The 21,358-nt window shown below is 55.5% G+C and carries 17 protein-coding genes; 8 read left to right on the forward strand and 9 right to left on the reverse strand.

Features of this window, described 5'->3' with window-relative positions; translation table 11 throughout:
* Positions 1 to 76 precede the first annotated feature (76 nt).
* Both GP473_RS03160 and GP473_RS03165 read left to right on the forward strand, forming a co-directional pair.
* On the forward strand, positions 77 to 1,522 hold the full coding sequence (locus GP473_RS03160; RefSeq protein ID WP_246394887.1) for an MFS transporter: 1,446 nt from the start codon (positions 77 to 79) through the stop codon (positions 1,520 to 1,522).
* Positions 1,523 to 1,737: 215 nt separating this feature from the next.
* A complete protein-coding gene (locus GP473_RS03165; protein ID WP_185769352.1) occupies positions 1,738 to 2,406 on the forward strand; it encodes a hypothetical protein in 669 nt (222 codons plus the stop codon).
* On the opposite strand, the gene GP473_RS03170 is transcribed toward GP473_RS03165, so the two are convergent.
* Both GP473_RS03170 and GP473_RS03175 read right to left on the reverse strand, forming a co-directional pair.
* Complete coding sequence (locus GP473_RS03170; protein WP_185769353.1) at positions 2,330 to 3,634, reverse strand: hypothetical protein; 1,305 nt, start codon at positions 3,632 to 3,634, stop codon at positions 2,330 to 2,332. The genes GP473_RS03165 and GP473_RS03170 overlap by 77 nt on opposite strands.
* A 10-nt stretch (positions 3,635 to 3,644) precedes the next feature.
* A complete protein-coding gene (locus GP473_RS03175) occupies positions 3,645 to 4,862 on the reverse strand; it encodes an aminotransferase class I/II-fold pyridoxal phosphate-dependent enzyme (RefSeq protein WP_185769354.1) in 1,218 nt (405 codons plus the stop codon).
* On the opposite strand from GP473_RS03175, the gene GP473_RS03180 reads away from it, so the two are divergent.
* From GP473_RS03180 to GP473_RS03190, 3 genes are all read left to right on the forward strand, one after another.
* Positions 4,861 to 5,742: a fructosamine kinase family protein gene (locus GP473_RS03180; RefSeq protein ID WP_246394889.1), complete on the forward strand. Its 882-nt coding sequence runs from the start codon at positions 4,861 to 4,863 to the stop codon at positions 5,740 to 5,742. The genes GP473_RS03175 and GP473_RS03180 overlap by 2 nt on opposite strands.
* A 269-nt stretch (positions 5,743 to 6,011) precedes the next feature.
* The gene (thrC, locus tag GP473_RS03185) at positions 6,012 to 7,469 is read left to right on the forward strand and encodes a threonine synthase (protein WP_185769356.1); all 1,458 of its coding nucleotides are present in this window, start codon (positions 6,012 to 6,014) and stop codon (positions 7,467 to 7,469) included.
* A 93-nt stretch (positions 7,470 to 7,562) separates the two neighbouring features.
* On the forward strand, positions 7,563 to 8,495 hold the full coding sequence (locus GP473_RS03190) for a 2-dehydropantoate 2-reductase (RefSeq protein WP_185769357.1): 933 nt from the start codon (positions 7,563 to 7,565) through the stop codon (positions 8,493 to 8,495).
* A gap of 116 nt (positions 8,496 to 8,611) precedes the next feature.
* Here the strand turns inward: GP473_RS03190 and GP473_RS03195 are convergent, their stop codons facing one another.
* Positions 8,612 to 9,376 (reverse strand): hypothetical protein, encoded by a 765-nt coding sequence (locus GP473_RS03195; RefSeq protein ID WP_186277132.1) that lies wholly within the window; start codon positions 9,374 to 9,376, stop codon positions 8,612 to 8,614.
* A gap of 311 nt (positions 9,377 to 9,687) precedes the next feature.
* On the opposite strand from GP473_RS03195, the gene GP473_RS03200 reads away from it, so the two are divergent.
* Positions 9,688 to 10,719 (forward strand): alpha/beta hydrolase family protein, encoded by a 1,032-nt coding sequence (locus GP473_RS03200; protein ID WP_186277133.1) that lies wholly within the window; start codon positions 9,688 to 9,690, stop codon positions 10,717 to 10,719.
* Here the strand turns inward: GP473_RS03200 and GP473_RS03205 are convergent.
* Together GP473_RS03205 and GP473_RS03210 are read right to left on the reverse strand one after the other, a co-directional pair.
* Positions 10,709 to 13,648: an FAD/NAD(P)-binding protein gene (locus GP473_RS03205; RefSeq protein WP_186277134.1), complete on the reverse strand. Its 2,940-nt coding sequence runs from the start codon at positions 13,646 to 13,648 to the stop codon at positions 10,709 to 10,711. The genes GP473_RS03200 and GP473_RS03205 overlap by 11 nt on opposite strands.
* Positions 13,639 to 14,763, reverse strand: a complete 1,125-nt coding sequence (locus tag GP473_RS03210; protein ID WP_185769361.1) for a pyridoxal-phosphate dependent enzyme — start codon at positions 14,761 to 14,763, stop codon at positions 13,639 to 13,641. The genes GP473_RS03205 and GP473_RS03210 overlap by 10 nt, the downstream gene beginning before the upstream one ends.
* A 247-nt stretch (positions 14,764 to 15,010) precedes the next feature.
* Between GP473_RS03210 and GP473_RS03215 the strand changes: the two genes are divergently transcribed.
* The gene (locus GP473_RS03215) at positions 15,011 to 15,862 is read left to right on the forward strand and encodes an SGNH/GDSL hydrolase family protein (RefSeq protein ID WP_185769362.1); all 852 of its coding nucleotides are present in this window, start codon (positions 15,011 to 15,013) and stop codon (positions 15,860 to 15,862) included.
* Between the two features lie 188 nt (positions 15,863 to 16,050).
* Here GP473_RS03215 and glnA read toward each other — a convergent pair whose 3' ends face one another.
* A complete protein-coding gene (glnA, locus tag GP473_RS03220) occupies positions 16,051 to 17,487 on the reverse strand; it encodes a type I glutamate--ammonia ligase (protein ID WP_185769363.1) in 1,437 nt (478 codons plus the stop codon).
* A 440-nt stretch (positions 17,488 to 17,927) separates the two neighbouring features.
* On the opposite strand from glnA, the gene GP473_RS03225 reads away from it, so the two are divergent.
* On the forward strand, positions 17,928 to 18,404 hold the full coding sequence (locus tag GP473_RS03225) for an RDD family protein (RefSeq protein WP_185769364.1): 477 nt from the start codon (positions 17,928 to 17,930) through the stop codon (positions 18,402 to 18,404).
* On the opposite strand, the gene GP473_RS03230 is transcribed toward GP473_RS03225, so the two are convergent.
* From GP473_RS03230 to lipB, 3 genes are all read right to left on the reverse strand, one after another.
* On the reverse strand, positions 18,401 to 19,174 hold the full coding sequence (locus GP473_RS03230) for a DUF4191 domain-containing protein (protein ID WP_185769365.1): 774 nt from the start codon (positions 19,172 to 19,174) through the stop codon (positions 18,401 to 18,403). The genes GP473_RS03225 and GP473_RS03230 overlap by 4 nt on opposite strands.
* Before the next feature lie 151 nt (positions 19,175 to 19,325).
* Positions 19,326 to 20,369 (reverse strand): lipoyl synthase, encoded by a 1,044-nt coding sequence (lipA, locus tag GP473_RS03235; protein ID WP_185769366.1) that lies wholly within the window; start codon positions 20,367 to 20,369, stop codon positions 19,326 to 19,328.
* A gap of 148 nt (positions 20,370 to 20,517) precedes the next feature.
* Entirely contained in the window at positions 20,518 to 21,216 is a 699-nt protein-coding gene (gene lipB, locus GP473_RS03240; protein ID WP_185769367.1) for a lipoyl(octanoyl) transferase LipB, read from the reverse strand.
* Positions 21,217 to 21,358 lie beyond the last annotated feature (142 nt).

Genomic DNA, 21,358 nt, shown 5'->3' on the forward strand with positions numbered 1-21,358 from the left:
GCCAATGTGCGTTCTAGTCAGCTCCGCCCGCCCCGGTCGGCGACTTGCTGCTCCCCGAGGCGTAAGGTGACACAACGTGTCACCAACTCAAGCTCATCCACCCCGAGTCTCGCATGTTGAACGCAGCTCCCAGAATATCGGCCCACAAGCATTGATGGTGTGGCTCGTTGGCGTGCTTTTGTACACCATGGCTGTGACCGGACGTACTTCTTTCGGCGTGGCTTCCGTGGAGGCGATGGATCAGTTTCATATTGACGCCGCCAGACTTGCTGTCTTTGCCACCCTTCAGCTAGGTACGTATTCATTAGCCCAGATTCCGGTTGGGTTGATGGTTGATCGCTTCGGCCCCCGAAAATTGCTGGCTGCTGGTGCTCTGGTGATGGCTCTTGGTCAGATCGTCTTGGCTTTCAGTGCCAACTATTACGTGGCGTTATGCGCTCGGATCCTTGTCGGAGCAGGCGACGCCACTGCTTTCTCCTCCGTGATGCGGATCATACCGGCGTGGATCCCGCTGAAATGGACACCGCTATTGTCCCAGCTCACAGGTGCTATTGGACAATTTGGTCAGTTCCTTTCGGCAGTGCCGTTCATGATGATCCTGCATGCTGAGGGATGGACTGTAGCGTTTCTCTCACTTGGGGCGGTGGGCGCACTATTTGCCATCGTGGCGATGGTAGCCGTGCAAGACACCCCGGATTCGCCCAACCGCGTAGAGAGGAAACAGCTCCGTCAGGCTCAGAAACTGGCGTCGGATAAAGGGGCGGACCAGGCGCCGGATGAGGCACTGGATAAGGTGGCAGGTAAGGCATCGACTAAGGGGACGGATCAAAAGCCAGGCGATCGGCAGTCAACTCTGCCTATACGTGGAATTCTGGTAACGGTGTTGCGCTCAAGCGTGTGCTGGCATGGATTTTTCATTCACTGGGTGGGTTTGGGGACACTTGTGTTGTTCACTATGCTTTGGGGGCTTCCCATCATGACGCTGGGCATGGGGTTGAGCAATGAGTTTGCAGGTTACATGCTGACCGTCGCAACTATTGCGACTGTCCTGGCTGGGCCGGTCGTGGGATATCTTTCCGCGAGGGTAGGCAAGAAACGTTGGGTCGTGACTCTCACGGGATCAACAATTGCGATGATGTTGTGGATATGGCTGTTTATTTCTCCTGATCCTCGCGGCTCAGTGGCAGCGGTCGTGGTGTGTCTAGCCATGGGGGTGTTTGCCCCAGTATCCAATTTGGGGTTTGATTCAGTGCGTGAACAGGTTGATCGCAGCATGGTGGCTACCGGGACAGGGTTGGCCAATATGGGTGGGTGGACGTGCGGGATGATTACAGCGCAAGTGGTCGGCGTGATTCTCAGCGTTTCTGCTCCGCATGGTGATTATGCATGGTCTGATTTCCGCTTAGCGTGGATGGTTGTGGTCCTGTGCTGGATGTTTGGGGTGGTAGGAGTAGTTCTTACGCGTCCACGGAGGTTGCCTCGCGAGGAATCGACAACGGTCGCGATTTTGCCAGCTAGTTAAGGGATTCTCCGTGGATCGCCGGGGTGGGAGAGAGTTTGGTTTTGGGCGTGATGAGGGCTTGATTTTGGGGTGTGGATGTGAGGTTGGGGTATGGGAGAGAGTTGGGGAGTCCTGGGGGTGGATTCTCCCGAAGAAACATTGACGTTTGTTGAACGAAGTACTTCCTATGGGAGGGATGCTCTGGGAGAATGGGAAGTGATTTCTAGGAGGAAACTATGACGTCTCTGGCTACACCCTCGGGGCTTTCTCATGAGAACTATGCCCGTGAAGTGGATGCACTGTTGAACCATCTCACGGGGCTTAACATCATTAAGCCGAGCCAGCCCCGACGTGGATGGACTCATGCGGGCACGGTGCTTGTTGATGCCGTTATGCAGGAGCGCAGTACATTCGATCCCTTACTGCGGCCAAAGGCTGAGAAAGCCGTTGCTCAGAACCCTGCGGCCGGCGATTTCCTCGGCGTGATGGACGTGGTTAACGACCCACAATTTCAACATTCGCTGCCCTTGGGATCGCGTGCCCGCTTCGAGTCGGTGATGGCCATGGCGGCGGTGATGCGGGAGCAAGGGTGTGAGACGGTGGCAGACGTGCGCCGAGTGTTCGACAATGATGACGAACAACTGCGCAGCGCTTTGATGCTTATCGCCCGGGTGGATACAAAGACCGTTGACATGTTGTCTGTGCTGGTCGGTGCGAATAGTGGGGTCGTTGTGGACGGGAGGGTACGCCGAGTTCTTTCCGACGCAGGTATTGATCCCTCCGATTATCAGATGTCCAAAGCAATCGTTCTGGTCGCGGCGCAGGAGCTTAACTGGACACCCGCACAGATGGACGCGACGCTTTGGAACGCCGGAAACCGTACGTGGATTCCGCGGTATGGATAGCCGAGGTGATGTAGAGCCGGTAGCCGACGTAGACGGTCATGGCTACCACTAAAAGGTTGCGGATGACCAAGTAGAGCAGCGGCCACACGCTGCTGCTACGAAGCAGTGCTTCGTATGTAGCTGGGTAAATCAAGGTAGTGAATACTGCGGTAATGATCATTACCAGACGGAGTTTGTGTAGAGGGTGGGAGCTCAGTAGTGAGACAACCGCAACTGCGGGTCCCATCCAGACCACGTATTGCGGGCTGAATACTTTATTGGTCACGATGAGCATGAGAATCAGTAGTAAAGCAAAGAGCGCCGCATTCTCATGGGTCCACCCACCGTAGAGGAAACGCCAAAGAGCGAATAAAACAGCGAATACGACCGTGACCAAAAGCAGGATATCCGCTGCATCAATAGCGAAAGAGACCCCGGGACCTGCAATTTCATAGGATTTCGACGCAGCGTAGCCAGTCACCCACTTGTCGTCGTCGAAAATTCGGGCCGCCATAAACGGGGTGGCCATGACGGACTCTACCTGCAACCCGCGAGTGTCCTGATAGGTGATGGGGGAGAGCAAACGATCGAGACCGACGGTTGTAAGAGTCACCACTGCCAAAGCGACGAGAGAAGAACCGAAGGATAAGAGGCGTACCCATGTGCTGCGAAGAGACCAACGGTCCACAAACGCGGCAGCTATTACACCCGGCCACAGCTTGGATAAGGTAGCGAAGGCAAGTAGAAACCCGGCAACTCTTGGGCGCGTCAACATCCACGCTATGGCCATTGCCACAAGCATGCCGGAAATGATATCGAGGCGGGTCAGCAGGATTGGTCCTGTGGCCGCGCAGAAGATGACCCAAAACCAACCAGCTCGTAGAGGAGACCGGCCTACCGCCTTATGATCGTTACCCCACGCAAGCAGGAACCATAGGAAAATTCCGGAGAGAGCAACGCACATTGCGCTGAACACGGCAATGAACATTGGCTGTCTATCAGCACTGATGAAGTTGACTATGTGCAGTGGCCATACGCCTGCGTGCGGATATTCAGCCAGTGGAGTTGCGCCGGAATTCGTTGCCATCTGTGTGGCTGCGTCGATGTCCGCAGAGCTGAGATCCGGATTCATGCCACGGAAGTAATAACGGACATCTCCGTTGGTAGTGCCCGTGGTGAGAACAAGGGTCACCAATATCACGTGGACCACGGCCCAGCTTGCCCACAGGGCCTTCACGTTTTTTAGCACGACGATGATCCTAGCCGAAGTGGGACCGCAGGCGTTCGATGGCTCGCGCCATCGTCTCTGGGTTCTTACAGAAAGCCCAGCGGACGAGAGTTCTCACCTCGGGGCTGTGAGGACTCGTCACAAACGCGGTCACTGGTATCGCGGATACTCCCACTGTTTCCGGAAGCCTCATGCAGAATTCGTCAGCACTTTCTCCGGTGTTTAATGGGGCGATGTCAGTGATTAGGAAGTACGTTCCTTGGGAAGGGATAACGCGAAAGCCTAGTTCCTCTAAGGCTGTGGAGAGGTCCTTCTTTCTTTGGGCCAATGTGGCGCGCCAACTGTGCGACCAGTCGTCAGCATTGGTTAACGCCCAAGCAACCGGTGATTGGAACGGTGTGGCCCCCACGTAGCTTAAAAACTGCTTAGCCGCGATGATTGGATGAAGAAGATCTGGTTGTGCGCAGACCCAGCCCGTCTTCCAACCAGTGACGTTGAAAGTCTTTGCTGCCGAAGAAATTGTCACCGTGCGTTCGGCCATGCCATCGAGTGTTCCGAAAGGAATATGTTCGCCGTTGAAGATGAGCCGTTCATAGACCTCGTCGGTTATGACGATGGCACGAGAGCCACGGACAACCGATGCAATGAATTCGAGATCATCGCGTCCCAAAACGATGCCAGTGGGGTTGTGGGGACTATTGAGAATAATCGCCGACGTGTCGTTCGTGACTGCCTCGGCAAAGGCTGCGCGGTCGAGCGCCCATCCGAGTTCTTCATTGCGAAGCAGCCGGACTGGTCGCAACTGAGCTTCCGCCAATTTGACGATAGCCGGGTACGCGTCATAGGTGGGTTCGAGGGTGACAACCTCGCTACCCCGTTCAACTAAACCCAAAACACTTGCCGCGAGCGCTTCTGTTGCTCCAACGGTAACAAGAATTTCACTATCGGGGTCGATGTGTTGGTTGTAGCGTGACGCGCGATCTGCAGCAATAGCCTTCCGTAGATCCATTTGACCCCGTCCGGGTGCGTATTGGTTGTTGGGTACGACGGTTGGGCTCCCGGTGATGTGCTCTGCCGCCAGCCGTAGCATTTCTTCCGGCCCGTCTTCATCAGGGAAACCTTGCCCTAGGTTGGCTGCGTCGTGTTGAACAGACAATGCGGTGATGGTGGAGAAGATGGTCTCATCCGTACCGGCTACGCGCCGAGCTGGAGAAAACAAGGGCGAATGAGGGAGACGGCGTTCAGACATGCTTTTCACCCTAGCGCACGGGCGACTGGGCAAACTGTGGAGTACACACGCCAATGGTGCCGGGCGGCTGATGGTTGGCGAGCAGAGACGTGTTTTGTTTCTCCAACTCAGGCACACTGGGGTTATGGTCTCTTCGTATGTCAAAAATAACCCCGGCCGAACGGGAGAATGGGAAGTCGCTGGCCTTCGGTGGTTGCGCAGTGTGGCCGACGGCACCGGTTTGCACGTAGCAAAGGTTCTTGCGGCTACACAGGGAGCTATTCACTTGGAACGCATTGAGGTGGTGCAGCCGAGTGCGAAAGATGCTGAGGAATTTGGCCGTAGTTTGGCGAGGTTTCATCGGGTCGACGTCGGGAAATTTGGACAAGGACCCCGCGGGTGGCAAGGCGATGGCTATCAGGGGCCTACTGACCAGCTACTGGTGCTACCATTGCACCCCACTGACTCCTGGGGATGCTTCTACGCAGAGGTTCTTGAAGGTCTAGCTGCGGGACAATTCGGGCAAGAGGATCGACGTGATGTGGACGAGTTACTAGCTCGTCTGCGCGGCGGTGATTTTGATGCTCAGGCACGACCATCGGCACTCCACGGAGACATGTGGGCGGGAAATGTGCTGTGGAGCAGGCATGGTGCAGTACTTATTGATCCCATGGCTCATGTGGGGCATCCTGAGACGGATCTGGGGGCGTTGCAATTGTTTGGGGCTCCGCATATAGGCAGCATTATCGGTGCCTATGTGGAAGAAGCCGGTTTAGACCACGGTTTCGTTCAGCGAACCCCGCTTCATCAGCTTCATCTGTTGTTTTTGCATGTGGCACTATTTGGGGGAAGCTACCGGATCCAAGCCATGGATGCTGTGCGGGCAAGCCTTCGGCTCTAGCGGACTGTGACGGGTTGGCAAGCCGTGATGTTTTAGCCTGTTGTGGGAGTTCACGGTAGGCATGAGGTCGCAGAATCGATTTGAGCGCTCAGGGTAGGAATGAGGGCGGGACTTAGCAAACATTGAGGACTCTGGGGCGGAATGGAGAGGACTCATGTAGAAGACAACGCCCTAGTGAGGCGCCGTGGTCATCCCACTGTTTGAGATGACACTGGTGTCGGGTGTACCGCTCATCCCAAAAAATTGCGTGACAGTCTACGATGACAGACGTGGACTACATTTCAACGCGCGATACCACCCGTAAGCCAGCGACGTTTACCGACATTTTGCTCGGTGGACTCGCTCCAGATGGTGGCCTGTACCTCCCGGCGACGTACCCGCAACTTGACGACGCCACTTTGACCTCCTGGCGCGAGCTGCTTGTCCAACCCGAGGGCTACTCCAAGCTAGCTGCGGAAGTGCTCAAGCTCTACATCGATGACATTCCTGCCAAGGACATCGATGGTATCGCTGCCCGCGCATACACTACCGCTAAATTTGCGCATGAGGACATCGTTCCCGTGACCATACTGGAGGATGGCTTATACATAGGACACTTGTCTGAGGGGCCTACCGCGGCGTTTAAAGATATGGCCATGCAGCTCCTTGGTGAACTCTTCGAATATGAGCTCGCACGCCGTGGCGAGACGCTCAATATCCTGGGCGCTACATCCGGGGACACGGGATCGTCTGCCGAATATGCGATGCGTGGTCGCGATGGCATTCGGGTATTCATGCTCACCCCCGCTGGGCGTATGACGCCTTTTCAGCAAGCCCAGATGTTTGGCCTCGACGACCCGAACATCTTCAATATCGCACTCGATGGTGTTTTCGATGATTGTCAGGATGTTGTAAAAGCCACCAGTGCCGACGCGCGTTTCAAACGCGATAACCGCATCGGTGCCGTGAATTCCATTAACTGGGCACGTCTCATGGCTCAGATTGTTTACTACATTGCGTGTTGGATACGTGTCACTGAGACCAATGATCAGAAGGTGAGCTTTTCCGTTCCTACCGGTAATTTTGGCGACATTTGCGCCGGTCATATAGCCCGACAAATGGGGCTGCCGATAGACCGATTGATTGTTGCTACCAACGAAAACGACGTGTTGGACGAATTCTTCCGCACCGGTGATTACCGCGTACGGAGTTCTGCTGAAACTTTTGAAACCTCCAGCCCCTCAATGGACATTTCTCGTGCCTCTAACTTTGAGCGCTTCGTTTTTGACTTGCTTGGCTGTGATGCCGAGCGAACTGCCGATCTCTTTGGTGTCAAGGTAAAACAAGGAGGCTTTTCTCTCGCGGATGATCCAGCTTTTGTGGATGCTGCTGAACGATTCGGTTTCCTTTCCTCCTCTAGTACTCACGCTGATCGGGTGAAAACGATTGCAGACGCAGCGTCGAGACTGAACGTTGTGATGGATCCCCACACCGCCGATGGTGTGAAAGCCGCCCGTGATTGGGCAGACCAGATTAGTACTCCGATCGTTTGTCTAGAAACAGCTCTTCCCGTGAAGTTCGCGGACACAATTGTGGAGGCTACGGGAAAGGAACCGGAGGTTCCGGAGCGTTTTAAGAACATCATGAAAGCAGACCGCCATGTCACCGATCTGCCCAACGATGCTGAGAAAGTCAAGCAGTTTATCCTGGACTCCATCGCCGAGACGCCTGAGATTGCCAACGACTAGCCGAGAAACCTCACGTACGCAGATTTGAATGACGCACCGTTCATCAGATGATGTGGATTGTGTGCGTTCTGCGCATGTTTAAACTAGAAGACCATGAAGATTGGATTCTTGGGTGCAGGGGCAGTGGGTGGCTACTTCGGTGGGCTCATGGCGAAGGCAGGGCAGGATGTAGGTTTCGTCGCTCGTGGTGAAACCTTGCAGAAGTTGCAGGATGAGGGTCTAACTCTGACGGACCCGGAAGACACGGTACATCGCATTCCGGTAACGGCTGCAGCAGACTTTGCAGAACTGAAGGACAAACTAGGTGGCTTAGATGTTGTCGTCGTAGCAACTAAGGCCTTGCCCGATAATGAGACTTTTCCCGACGTCCAAGGAGTGCCAGTAGTCACCACGCACAATTCGGTGGAAATCCCTTACCTCGCTGCGGAGCGTTTTGGTAGGGAATCTGTTATTCCCGGTGTGATTAGGGGATATCTCACTCACACGGGACCCGCAGCGGTGAAGCTTTATCCCGGTCCCTTGAGCCTCAATGTCGGTGCTTTTCCGATGGAAGGGAGTGAGGATTCCCATGCTGCAGCTATTGGCCGTGAGCTGGTTGATCATCTTCATGCAGCGGGCATCGGTGGCGAATACTATGAGGATATTTTTAGAGATGTGTGGTCTAAAGCCATGTTTGTCACCACAACTGGCGAGCTCGGTGCATTAGCTAACCAGCCGTTGGGCTATGTGCGCGGACAGATGCGCTCGAGCCTGCGGGCGCTGATGGAGGAAGTAGAGACCGTTGGGCGTGCTCATGGCGTGAACTTGCCGGAGGACATCGTGGACAAAACGTTGGCTTTTGCGGATGCTCAGATCCCTTCAGCGACCAGTTCGATGCAGCGCGATATCCTCGCTGGGCTGCCTAACGAGTTGGATGCCCAGGTGGGGGCTATTCGCCACATGGGAGAACGTGCGGGTGTGCCCACCCCGTTGCACGATCTAGTGTACGGGGCTATCGAAGGAAACTTAGCTGCCCGGAATAGCTAGTAGCGCGTATGTGTTTGCCACGGTTCACGCGTGCTTGCTACCGCGCGGACGTGGCACGACTAGCTCGCGCTCTCGTTACGGGTTCCGCGTGCGTTTGTTTCCTCAAGGAGAGGGGCTCACCAGCCGCTGAGCCCAAGGCACGTTACGTGGAGAATTATGTCGATGATGATGGTCGTACAGACCACCGCACATGCCGTTGGCATGATGCCACGGAACCAGTCTTTTACCTTGTCCCACCAGTGCTGGAGCCACTCGCTAAAGACCTGTGCCTTGCCGAACATTAGTGTGATGCACAGTACTACCAGGGGCAGTTGAGATATTACTGCCCACACGAGGTTGCCCAATGCGTTGATCCATAGTGGTTGTGTACCTGCGGCTATTGCCCCGGCGAGGAAGGGGACGTCTGTGGTGACTATGGCAATGAAAAATAGTGCCGTGAGTATTAACCCACGCAGTCCCTTGGTTTTCTGTGCCGACTCGGTGTGCGGATCCGTGTGTACATCACCGTGTCCAGCGGTTCTGTAAAATTGTGCGTTCCGACGCCAGTAGTACCACCCCACGCAGGCCACGGCCGTTGCAATGACTGCCTTGCCTACGATCGTCCACCATCCAGCGTTGAGGGCGATGTGGAGAATTGCGCCGATATCCACTGCTGCGAGTCGTGCGCCTACCGTCGTGGCCAGAACGACACCCCAGAGAGCTGTTCCGCCGATGAGGGTGAAAGCAAAGATGAGGATCTGGTGGCGTCGGGTAGAAAAAGACACGGCTCCGCCGGATCCGGCCGCGAGGAACACTCCGCCAATGAGTGCGGGAGCTGGATCGAAACCACCAATAGCAAGGGACACCATGAGTCCGAGAAATTCGCTGATGGTGGTGTGCATGGTCAGGAGCTTACCGGGCGGTGGTGTGACAGAGGGAATAGAAGGTGGTGTGACGGAAGGAATAGAATACGACGACGGTCAATGAGGCTCGTTGTGCTGATAGTGATACTCGTCATTGTGCTTACCACCCGGACGCGATGTGGCGGTAATGAGTTGGGTGAGCTCCAGTTTTGAAGCAAAGATGACTTGGCTAGCATGGCGAAAAAGTAAGAAGGTGAGCACGGGCTTCACCATCTACGAGACAACGAACCATCCCCCGGAACCTACGACCCGTCATAGCGCCGACGATGAGCAGGAGCACATCACCCGACATGAACTCTATTGGGAAGCGAACGAAGGCAGTCAGCAAGTGTCATACTCGACGAGTTGCTTACTGCGCTGTCGCTGTACTCACTAGCCTCGGCTTGGCTGCATGCTCCGGCTTTACATACGGTAGTGATACGCCACGGATCGATGACGAGAGTATCGAGCAAACTGCACAATTCCCGAGAGATGGAATCATGCGGTTTCACTACGCTACAGAGCACGAACGGCAGTATGGGGATCTCTTCTTGCCACGAGGGCAACGTTACTCTGAGCCGGTTCCACTGGTGGTGATGATCCACGGTGGAGGGTGGATGGAGAAGTCAGATGCAGCTTCCACCAATGATCTCGCGGAGAACCTCACCACATATGGAGTTGCAGTATGGAACATCGAATACCGGGGCATTGGTAAAGAAGGACAGCCAGGGCCGGGAGGTTGGCCCCGCACGTATGAGGACGTGGCTCAAGCTGTGGATTTCATTCCGACGCTCGCAGAACGCTCCGCCGTCCCGCTGGATCTTACGCGCGTCACTGTCACGGGTCTCAGCGCTGGCGGCAATTTATCCGCTTGGTCTTGCTCCCGACCAGCGTTGCCGAACGGGGCGCCAGGTTCCAACCCACGGTTCGAGGTTAATCGCTGTGTAGGGTTGGCTGGGGTATATGATCTCAAGCTGGCCTACGAACAGCACGATCGTTATGTCAAGACGCTGCTCGGAGGCACTCCTGATGAGGTTCCTGACCGTTATCGGTTGTCCTCACCAGCCGAAAACATCAACAAGGATGCCACCATTGTTGTCTTCGCCGGGCGCAATGACGAGGTTGTCAATTACGACGAAGCCACGTCCTTCGTCAAGGAGGCACGAGCAGCGGGGTTGAAGATCGAGGAGCACATTCTCAACAACGCTTCTCATGTCAGTTGGGCTAAAGTCACAGGGGCCCAGTGGAAGCTCGCACGCACACATATTCTTGCCCAGGTGGGTATTAAAGCTGAGAACCTGTCATCCGTGCCGGAGGACACGGGTGTTCGCATTAGTCGATGAGATCCAGTGCAACTTGCCCATGGTGGTACAGCACATTTTTCGCCAACGGGATCTGATGCGAAGCGCTTTCAAGGATGTGCATGAAGTAGCCCGCGGTATTTGGAATCGCGATGATGTCGCCGGGACAAACCCCGCGTGGAAACTCCATCATGCGGCGGATAATCACCTCATCTTCAATGCAATATGCGCCGACGAGGAAGCCTTGGGATGCCTTGTTATCCGACGCCGTGAGGTCATGCTTATCCACCGTCGAAAGATGCTGCTCATCCAACGTCGAGGGGGCATGTCCAGTACGAATCAGGATCGGATCCACCAAGATATCGTCTGAAGTAGTGCGGCACTGGGTGCGATTCATTTCCACACCAACTATCGGGGTGCCATCAGACATTGTCTTAGTAAAAGCTACCCGAGCCAGAATCATGCCGCAGCCATCTAAAATACTGCGGCCTGGCTCCAAATGCAGACGAAGATTACGGGCAAGTAGACCCTGGACAATATCCTTGCGGAGAACGTCCTTCAACCATTCGCCGCGAGTCGGGGATTGGTAGAAGGGGTAGGTATTTGGCAGGGGGTCTGCCTTCCACGTAAAAGGCGTACGGTGTCCATGATTCATAGCATGGAGTTCACTACGGAAGTGTTCATATTCTTCTGCGCTATTTAGATAACTCATCGGTACCCCGCCGCCGAGATCGATGAAGGAGGGGCGGTGACCCGCTTGCGTCATGGAATCAATGACGTCGAACGTCTCACGCAGGGCTGTGCGGCGGTCTTTTGCTGCATAACCATGAAGGTGAACGTGGGCACCGACGAGCGTGATGAGCTGACGATCGAACCCAGAAAGTGCCGTGCTCCATACGCTGGCCAGTTCCCCGAAGCGCGTGGCAGGCAGTGCTTCCGGACGTGGAGCTACACGTGGGGCACAGTACGCCGTGGTGCCACTGGAACGGGCTAGTGATTCGATCCGACGCATCTCCTGCACATTGTCCACGGAGATGCTCACCCCATTGTCTATGGCTAGCTGCAGTAGCTCATCGGGTTTGATAGCAGCGCTCAGGATAATGTTCCTTCCCGGCATTCCCCGATCCAGCACGTGGCGCAGCTCCCGGTAACTAGCCACGTCCACCCCGTGGCCGGCGTCGCGCATCGTATCGACGAACGTGATAGCCTTGTTCGCTTTTCGGGCATAGAAGACGCGCACGTCCACGCCTTTATCGCGACCTGCCATAACAAGTTCGGCGACGTTGTTCCGCATCGCAGAGGGGTTGAGCACATTCGTGGGGGAGGAATAGGTATCTAGAATGCTCTGGGCGAGTTTCGGGTTCTGGGCCAGCTGCACCATCCATGGTTCAAGGCGTGCACTGAGGGGAACTGTTGCGTGCATTCCAGGATCGTTGATGGTTGTATTTTTCGCAGCGTTTACAATCGTCTGGGCCCAGCGGGGGATGACATCGTGCATTGTGCGCGAGAGTGTATCTGGTCCCAACACGACATCCTCGGTGTCACGTCCAGCGATTGCCAGACCTGGCGCATGAGGGACACTGCCGTCACGCTGCACCCACGCACCACGGTGCCCTTCTGGAACTAGCACGAGACCTCTGGCGACTAAATCACCAACTAAAGTATCCTCCACCACACCGGGAGGGGCGATGACACAATCGATGAAGCCCTCAGTCAGCGTACGGGCGCGTTTTTCGTCATCAATGCATGAGGTATCGATGATTCCCGCATCGATGAGTGCGATAATTTTCGCAGCATTGATAACCGGAGGCCCAAAAGCTACTCGCTCCATGCGACGGGCACAATCCCCAAAACCAGGCAACTGATCTCGCCCACCAAAAGACGTACGCTGCACGATCGCCGGGTAGAGGCTGCGAAAAGCCATGCCCGCTGCCCATCGCGCATGGGGCGCCGCATTACCCACCGCAACATCCAGCGATAAGCGCAGGTCCTCTACAGGATCTCCCGCATCCTCACCCATCAACACCCGCCAGACTTCATCGAATCTATCGCCAGAATCCCCCAGACCGGCTGCCCGCGCACACGCGAGCATATCCACTGCAGTTCGTGCGATGACGTGAAAGAGCTCGTCATCTGACTCAGCGAGAAGAACCTGGTTTTTCGCTGGTGCAATCACATTGTCGAGCTCGAGCTGACCCAGAGGAGAGTCGGGATCTACTTTGGTTTCCATGAAGCGGCCGGAACGGCTGAAAGGCACTATCCGTTCCGGTTCTTCGCCGCTGGGAATGTACGTCACGCGCCAATTCTCCCGAGCATCGTTCACTGACCGGAACCGACCGCCACGTCCCTCAGTGAGGTCGAGCGCGGTGTCGATAAAGGTCAAGGCGAGCCCCCGCACAGACACCGGAGAGCGAGGGGAGGAAGGGGGCACGTCATCTTCTGCGCCAGACCATGTCGGTGCGTGCCCGGTCGCTATCAGAACACGGTCGTACTCACGAGAGGAATGCTCGCCGGCGACTGTCCAGGAGGAGCTGGTTTCCCGGAAGTTTTCATCCCTCCTAGAGGTCTCGCTAGCCCCGGAGGTCTCACTGAGCGCGGGGAGGAGAGATCTCACCCTTTCTTTTATCACCTCCATACGCACGAAGGGCGATTGATGCTGAAGAAGATGCATCCACGAGGCGTGCAAGAATTCTCCGACGAGAGCGCGCGGAGGAAAATGCCTATCAGCACTGGTCACCGGCTCATCCTGACGCCAATCATCGAAAGCCCCCAGATGCGTTTCGATAATGGCCGATGTCACGTTGAGCCTCTTGTACACAGGCTGGGAGGCAGCGTAAGCCGAACCGTAGCCCAGCTCACCCTTTTCCCAAATATCGACGCCAATGCTCACGCCCATCCGTTGTGCCCGAGAAGCCAGTTCTTCCGCAGCCCAGAGTCCACGTGGACCAGCTCCGATAATCGCTACCCGCATGACTGCTCCCTATCATTAGTCCGAATGCGAACCGCTTCTACCTTCTCTTCGATTTGCTCCTCGGTAAGTCCAAGAGTTTCGTACACCCACTCGGGGTCGTACACCGTATTCATGTAGGCCTGCCCATCATCGTGGAGGAGCAGTACTACCACGCTACGATGCGGCAGATCTTTCTCTTTCTGAAGCAGGGCAGAGACGACAGCGCCACCCGATGCTCCAGCCAAGATGCCCTCGCGTCGAGCAAGAATGCGCGTGCCGATAACGGAATCGACATCCGTGAGACGTGCAACCTCGTCGGGCTGAGTGTATTGCGCTAGTTCCGGAACCATGCCGGCACCGAAGCCGGGCAGGGTGCGGGTGGCCCGGCGCCCACCGAATAGGACAGAACCCTCCGCATCCACGCCTACCAGGTGAGTCGGAGCCTGGATGCGCTTGAGGTGGAGAGCACAACCTCCGATGGTTCCAGTAGTGGACATGGCTACGAACATGAAATCCGGTGCCGTTCCTAGAGCGTCCATAATCTCTGCCATAGAGCCAGTATCGTGCGCCGTCAATGCCGCCTTATTGGAGTATTGACCGAGGTTGATGGAGCCTGGGATCTTATCAAGAAGCTCTTTGACGCGCGTACGTCGAGCGATAAGCCAGTCGCCCGTTGCTTCATCGGGTTTCGTGACCATATGTACGGTGCTTCCCAATGCCTTCATCGTGGCGATCGTTTGTTCATTGGCGCGAGGATCAACCACGCAGTGGAAGTCCCATCCCCGCGTTGCACATTCTCGTGCTAATGCCATGCCGAGGTTGCCGGAACTGGATTCCACGAGGCTAGGCCGGTGGGAGGAAGGTGAGGATGGGGTGGGAGTAGAAGGGTTGTCTGGCGTAGATGCATGGGAATCATGCGAGGTGTGTGAGCCAGGGATCATGCCGGTTTGCAAAGCATCTTCTACGAGGGCGTGGGCGGTGCGATCCTTTGCAGAGTGAGTGGGGTTGAAACCTTCCAGTTTTGCGTAGACGGATACGTCCGGGCGTTGGGGCAGAAGGTTGATAAGACGAACGAGGGGTGTGGAACCGATGGTGGCGTTAATGCCTGTAACCGGCCCGCGATAAGAAAAAGACATAAGGCCATCAAGTCTACGCTGAAGCGGAGTGCACTGTATTTTCCAGGCATTCTGGGGACTTGTCGGAGAAAACGAGGTGGAACTCCTCGATAGCGCTGTGGCTCCGTTTGAGCTTCTAGGTGACAACGCGGTCTCTTTCGGCCTATGATTAGTAGCCGTATCTTTTGTCTATCAAAGCTTGCGGGCTGCGAAGGGTGTTGTATCGTGCCTTCCGCGCCTCACAAATTGGAAAGGGCCTCCCACACACATGCGTGCCACCTCCATTCGCCGTTCCACCGGGAAGATCGTTGGTGCTCTCGGTTTGGCAGCTGCCGCAGTAGCAGCAACCACCGTGGTGACCACTCCGGATGCGACTGCAGCGCCGGGACCAGCCGTCATTCTCGGTGACTCCCTTGCAGCTAACCCAGTTCCTGTTGATTACCTTGCTGGCAAACTGCATTTGCCGGGCAAGACCAACGTTGTTGGCTGTGGTTCTGATGGCCTTGCAGCTTCTGCTTATGCTGCGGCGTCTGGGCGCGATGTCGTGGATGCAACTTGTGCTGGTGCCTCCTACCGTACCGGTGGGGATCACATGATTACCCTGGCTGAGCGTGCTGCGAATGCCGGCAAGCTGAATCAGGGAACCGGCGAAGTGGTGATCCTCGCCGGGGCAAACGATACCTACCCACACATGATCAATGGGCAGCCAATTCCCGCTGTAGAAAACGATCTCAAAGTTTCCATGGTGAATACCATCAACCGCGTGAAGCAGATGGCTCCGAATGCTCGAGTGAAGATTGTGGGTTACCCACAGATCACGGGGCCGGATGGTTCAGTGTGCCTTATCAACAATGGTGATCAGACACTACCGGCAGCGTGGATTTCGGCTCCTGTGAATGACGCATTCGGCATCATCCAGCGCGCTGGTATCAATGCAGCACGGGAGACCGGTGCTACTTTCGTGGACTCTCAGGGCATCAGCAAAAATAACAGCACCTGTGCTCCCGCCGCCCAGCGTTACGTTGCGGGCATCGTGGATACCGGTACCGCGCACAACCTGCCAATTCACGCCACTGATGTGGGATTGCGTGCTGTCATGGATCACGCAGGCCGTGTGTAAAGTGTAAGAAAACTCAAAGGAGCGCCTCAGTGAAAACGGAGAGGCGCTTCTTCTTGTTTTTCGTGCACTGACGTTTCGCACAGAGGCTCACGTCACAGACAACATAACAAGATAACCCCTAGAGTTCATCTGGAACTCTAGGGGTTTTCTTTGCCTGATCAGCTTTTCATCAGCTGATTAGCCGCGGTCTAGCAATCGAAGTACAGTTCAAATTCCTGCGGGGTTGGGCGCAGGCGGACTGGGGAAATCTCGTTGTCGAACTTGTATCCGATGTAGGTATCGATCAGGTCTTCGGTGAATACTCCACCGGCGGTGAGGAACTCGTTATCCTCTTCCAGAGCTTTCAGGGAAGCTTCAAGGGAGGTAGGTGCCTGAGGAATGTTCTTTGCTTCCTCTGGAGGCAGCTCGTAGAGATCCTTGTCCACCGGTGCGTGAGGTTCGATGCGGTTCTTAATTCCATCCAGACCGGCCATCATCATGGCGGCGAAGCCAAAGTATGGGTTGCCGGAAGGATCTGGAGCACGGAACTCGAGACGCTTGGCCTTCGGATTGGAACCAGTGATAGGAATACGAACTGCGGCGGAACGGTTGCGCTGAGAGTAAACCAAGTTGATAGGAGCCTCAAAGCCAGGAACCAGGCGGTGGTAGGAGTTGAGCGTTGCGTTGGTGAAGGCCAACACAGCACCAGCGTGCTCCAAGATGCCACCGATGTAGTAACGGGCTAGGTCAGACAAACCTGCGTATCCATTCTCATCGTGGAATAGTGGCTTGCCGTCTTTCCAGAGAGACTGGTGGGCATGCATGCCGGAACCGTTGTCTCCGGCAAGTGGCTTAGGCATGAAGGTTGCTACCTTGTCTGCCTGCCATGCGGTGTTTTTGATGATGTATTTAAAAGACTGCAGGTCATCGGCGGCATGCAACAGGGTGTTGAACTTGTAGTTAATTTCCTGCTGGCCACCGGTACCAACTTCGTGGTGGGCGCGCTCCAGTGCAAAGCCAGCGTTAGTCAGGTTGCGGCACATGTCGTCGCGCAGATCCTGGAAGTGGTCGTATGGGGCGGTAGGGAAGTATCCGCCCTTTGGACGAGTCTTGTAACCACGGTTTGGTGTGCCGTCTGGGTTCAGCTCCTCGCCGCGGTTCCACCAACCTTCAACGGAATCCACTTCGTAGAAGCCGTGGTTCATCTCTGCGGAGAAACGAACGTTGTCGAAGCAGTAGAACTCGGCCTCAGCGCCGAAGAAACAGGTATCGGCGATACCGGTAGAGGCGAGGTACTGCTCGGCCTTACGGGCGACGTTACGAGGATCACGGGAGAATGGTTCGCGGGTAAACGGATCGTGGACGAAGAACTTCATGTTCAGGGTCTTCGCCTTACGGAAAGGATCGATGCGAGCGGTCTGAAGATCCGGCAAGAGGTTCATGTCGGATTCCTCAATGGAGGTGAAACCACGAACAGAGGAGCCGTCGAATGCGAGACCCTCTTCGATGGCGTCCTCGTCGAATGCTTCAGCAGAGATAGTGAAGTGCTGCTCTTGACCAGGGACGTCGGTGAATCGGATGTCAACGAACTCGATGTCGTTGTCCTTGATGTACTTGACGACTTCTTCAGCAGTCTTGAATGACACTGTCTTGTTTCCGTTCTTTGCAGTGGGAATCTTGCTACGAGTCAGACCGCATAATCAGGTTACGGTCGATCACTCCATTGACTCTAAAAGCGCTCTATTGCTCTTAAATCAAAGTAGTGTTTCGTGTTTATTAACTTGTTGGTCGTTAAGTTTCGATCGTGTGATCTGACTTTTGGCATGCCTTGAAGCTTTCGAGTTCGGGCGCTGACGCGGGCCGGTTGATTCGAAAATCAAAACACTGTGCTCCAGCCTATAAGTTTTAGACCGTGCAGTGGGGATCTTTGGGGGTAATTAGTTATAAACGAAGCAATAGTGCATGATGTTCTGGTGATCCACGGTCCGCCGTGCAGACCGTTCCCACACGGAGTAGGTGGAATGTTTCACCTATCGCGAGCCCTAATTAGCAGTCCGCAGTCCAAGCAGATACTCTCAGAACCATCATGACTGACAAGCGCTCTTGGCTCGAAGGCCCGCAGGTTCCGGGCGAAAATGAAGATCCGAGTAACATCTCTGCTTATCCCGGCGAGAACCTCGGCCTCCCTCAAGAAGGTCCAGGTTCTCTGGCCCCTCTTTTCCCCCGTATGGCGGCTCTGCTTTTGGATTGGTTGTTGTGCTGGGGCATCGCTTTTTTCATCACCCGCATGACCGACTGGTGGGGGGATGTGGCGACGGTGACGATGATGGTTTTCATCGTTGTACGAACCCTGACTGTGTGGCTGTTCGCCCAAACCCCAGGGCATGCCATTGTCGGTATCGGAGTGGTACGTCTCGACGATCATTCCCGGCGTGTGGGCTTTGGGCGGGCTTTTTTCCGCACTGTCCTGACTGTTTTTCTCTTCCCACCCGTTATTCAAGATACCGATGGACGCGGAATGCATGACCGTGCCACCGGAACAGGGGTCATCCGCACGCGCTAGAGTTTCTTACCGCGTGCCGCTGCCCGGCGTGCTCGGCGGTTCATGCCTGCCATCTGACCACCCTTGGGCAGCGGCCCCTTGGGAACGGCATTCATAGGGTTATTTAGGCGAGAAATCGACGCCACACGGTTGTTGAGGGCATCCACTTCGTTTTTCTTGATGTTGCGGGGCAGGCGCATCAAGTGGTTCTGCAACTTCTTGATGGGCACTTCTCCCTCCCCATCGCCAACGATCACGTCGTAGATGGGTGTGTTGCCGAGGATACGGGAAAGCTTTCGGCGCTCCTGCGTCATCATGGGTTTGAGGCGGTGTGGCTTACCTTCGCCCACCAGTATGATTCCTGGAGTACCTACCACGCGGTGAACAGCATCCATGTGAGTATTAGAGGCAACGCCAGTTTCAGTAATCCACTTCATGCCGACACCGTCACGCATGTTGGTCAGTGCCCACGCGGCAGCACCGGCCTCGCCTTCGATCTGGTCATAGACGCCAGCCTGGAGGCGCCGGGTAAATACAAAGAGCGCCAACATGACACCGAAAATGATGCCGGCAATGAGGTTGATCCACCACCAACCCCACACGGTAGATAGCAACAGAAAAAGAACAACCGGCACGAGGAAAGCCAGCACCATGTATGGCACAAGCTTCTTATCGCGCTTGCGCTGTAGCTGGAAAGCCTGCCACATCTGAGCACGAGTTTGCTTGTTTTGTTCACGTTTGGCAGCACGTGCTGCCTTCTTGTTTTCCTTCTCGCGGATGTCCTTCGCCATGACTTAAACAATAGGCTATTGCGGAGAGAGAGGAAAAGCAGGGTCTGCGGTTTGCTGACGAGTATCTGAACCACAGATCCTTGGGATAAATGGTTGGGAGCCAGATATCTGAGGGCCTGAACAGTGCCGGCTTGTAGTCTGCTGGCCTGAATTATCGCGATTGGACTGGTGTGTCCTGCGAAGCTCCGTATTTGGTGATGAGTGTGGAGGCCTCTTGTGCCGTCGTTCCTTCTAATGTTTCCTCTAGATGGGAGAGATTGGAAGGAATCTCTTCTCCCCGAGCCTTCTTCGCTTGGGCATAGAGGCGACCCGCGCGGTAGGAGGACCGGACTAGTGGGCCTGCCATCACAGCGTGAATGCCCGCCTCGTAGGCAGCATCTGAGTGCTGTAGGAATTCCTCGGGCTTCACCCACCGTTCGATTGGATGGTGCATGGAGCTGGGACGCAGATATTGTGTGATGGTGAGGATGTCGGTGCCAGCAGCGGCCAGATCCTTGATTGTGGAACGTACTTCCTCCGGAGTTTCGCCCATTCCCAAGATCACGTTGGATTTGGTGACGAGACCATAGTCGTGAGCTGCCTGAATGACCTCAAGGGATCGTTCATAGCGGAAGGCTGGACGGATGCGCTTAAAGATGCGAGGCACCGTTTCCAGATTGTGGGCGAAAACTTCCGGCTGGGCATCAAAAACTTCTGTGAGAAGATCCGGTTTATTTGAGAAATCAGGGGTCAGGTTTTCTACGCCGGTATGGGGATTAAGCCTGTGGATCTCTCGTACCACCTCTGCATACAGCCACGCGCCCTCGTCATCTAAATCATCGCGCGTGACACCAGTGATGGTTGCGTAGCGTAGTCCCATCTCTTTAATGGACTCGGCAACGCGCCGCGGTTCATCCCTGTCCAAAGGGGAGGGGCGACCGGACTTGATCTGGCAGAAGTCGCATCGCCGAGAGCAGGTGTCGCCACCGATGAGGAACGTCGCTTCACGGTCTTCCCAGCATTCGTGAATGTTAGGGCATCCGGCTTCTTGGCACACCGTATGCAGACCGGCTCCCGAGACACGGTTTTTCATGTCTCGGAATTCTGGACCCATTTTTGCCGTGGTCCTGATCCACCGAGGTTTTGCCTCAATGGGGGTCTGGGAGTTCTTGGCTTCGATCCGAAGCATTCGACGTCCATCAGCGCTCACAGTCATGCGCCCTACACTACGCTGTCCGACTGTTCGTGGCGAGAATCGGGTGGATTTGCTGGTCTTCAGAGGAAGAGCCAGGATATCCTTCGCTGATCCCCGCTACCCACGCATACACGCGGATATGCACTCATGGGTCTGTGGGGGGAGCGGCTTAAACGTCGGAAATGGAGAGGTCGCCGTTGAGAGCATCAATGATGTCCTTTTCCAGCTCCGATTGCACGGCACCCACCGTGATATCACGGCCGAGTTCGTCGGTCATAGTTGTGACACCAGCATCTGCAAGACCACAAGGAACAATGTGGTCGTAGAAAGCTAAGGTGTTGTTGCAATTGAGGGCGATACCGTGCATCGTCACGCCACGGGTAACTCGAATGCCAATCGCGGCAATTTTTCGAGCTGGCTTGAGTTCACCCCCGACGATTCCTGCGGGTAGCCATACCCCGGAGCGCCCTTCAACCCGTCCGACATTAGTGATACCGAAGTGTTGGCACGTGTGGATGAGAGCCTCTTCGAGGCGTCGTACATAGTCGACGACATCCACCGGATCGGCAAGTTTGATGATGGGGTAGGCAACCAGCTGTCCAGGGCCGTGCCATGTGATGCGCCCGCCGCGATCCACGTCCACGACTGGCAGCCCATTGGTTGGGCGGTCTGAGTCCTGCGTCCGTTTACCTGCGGTATAGGTCGGCGGATGTTGTAGCATCAGGATGGTGTCCGGGATATGGTCATCGGCGCGTTCAGCGGCCAGCTCAGCTTGGCGACGCCACGTGTCCGTGTAATCGACTTCACCCAGTTCTTTGATCACGATGTCGTCACTGGAGCGACGGATACTTCCCTGCTGAAAACCCATGGTGGAGATCATACATCTTCGATGCGATGAAAAGACCCAGGATGTTGCACAGATGGCCAGGTCCGACAACGGTTTGCCAATCCGATGTAGAGATAGTCGGGACATACAAGGTACTGTCAGCGCGATACAGAGACAGTCAGCA

The sequence above is a fragment of the Corynebacterium anserum genome, from assembly GCF_014262665.1.
GTDB classification, from domain to species: domain Bacteria; phylum Actinomycetota; class Actinomycetes; order Mycobacteriales; family Mycobacteriaceae; genus Corynebacterium; species Corynebacterium anserum.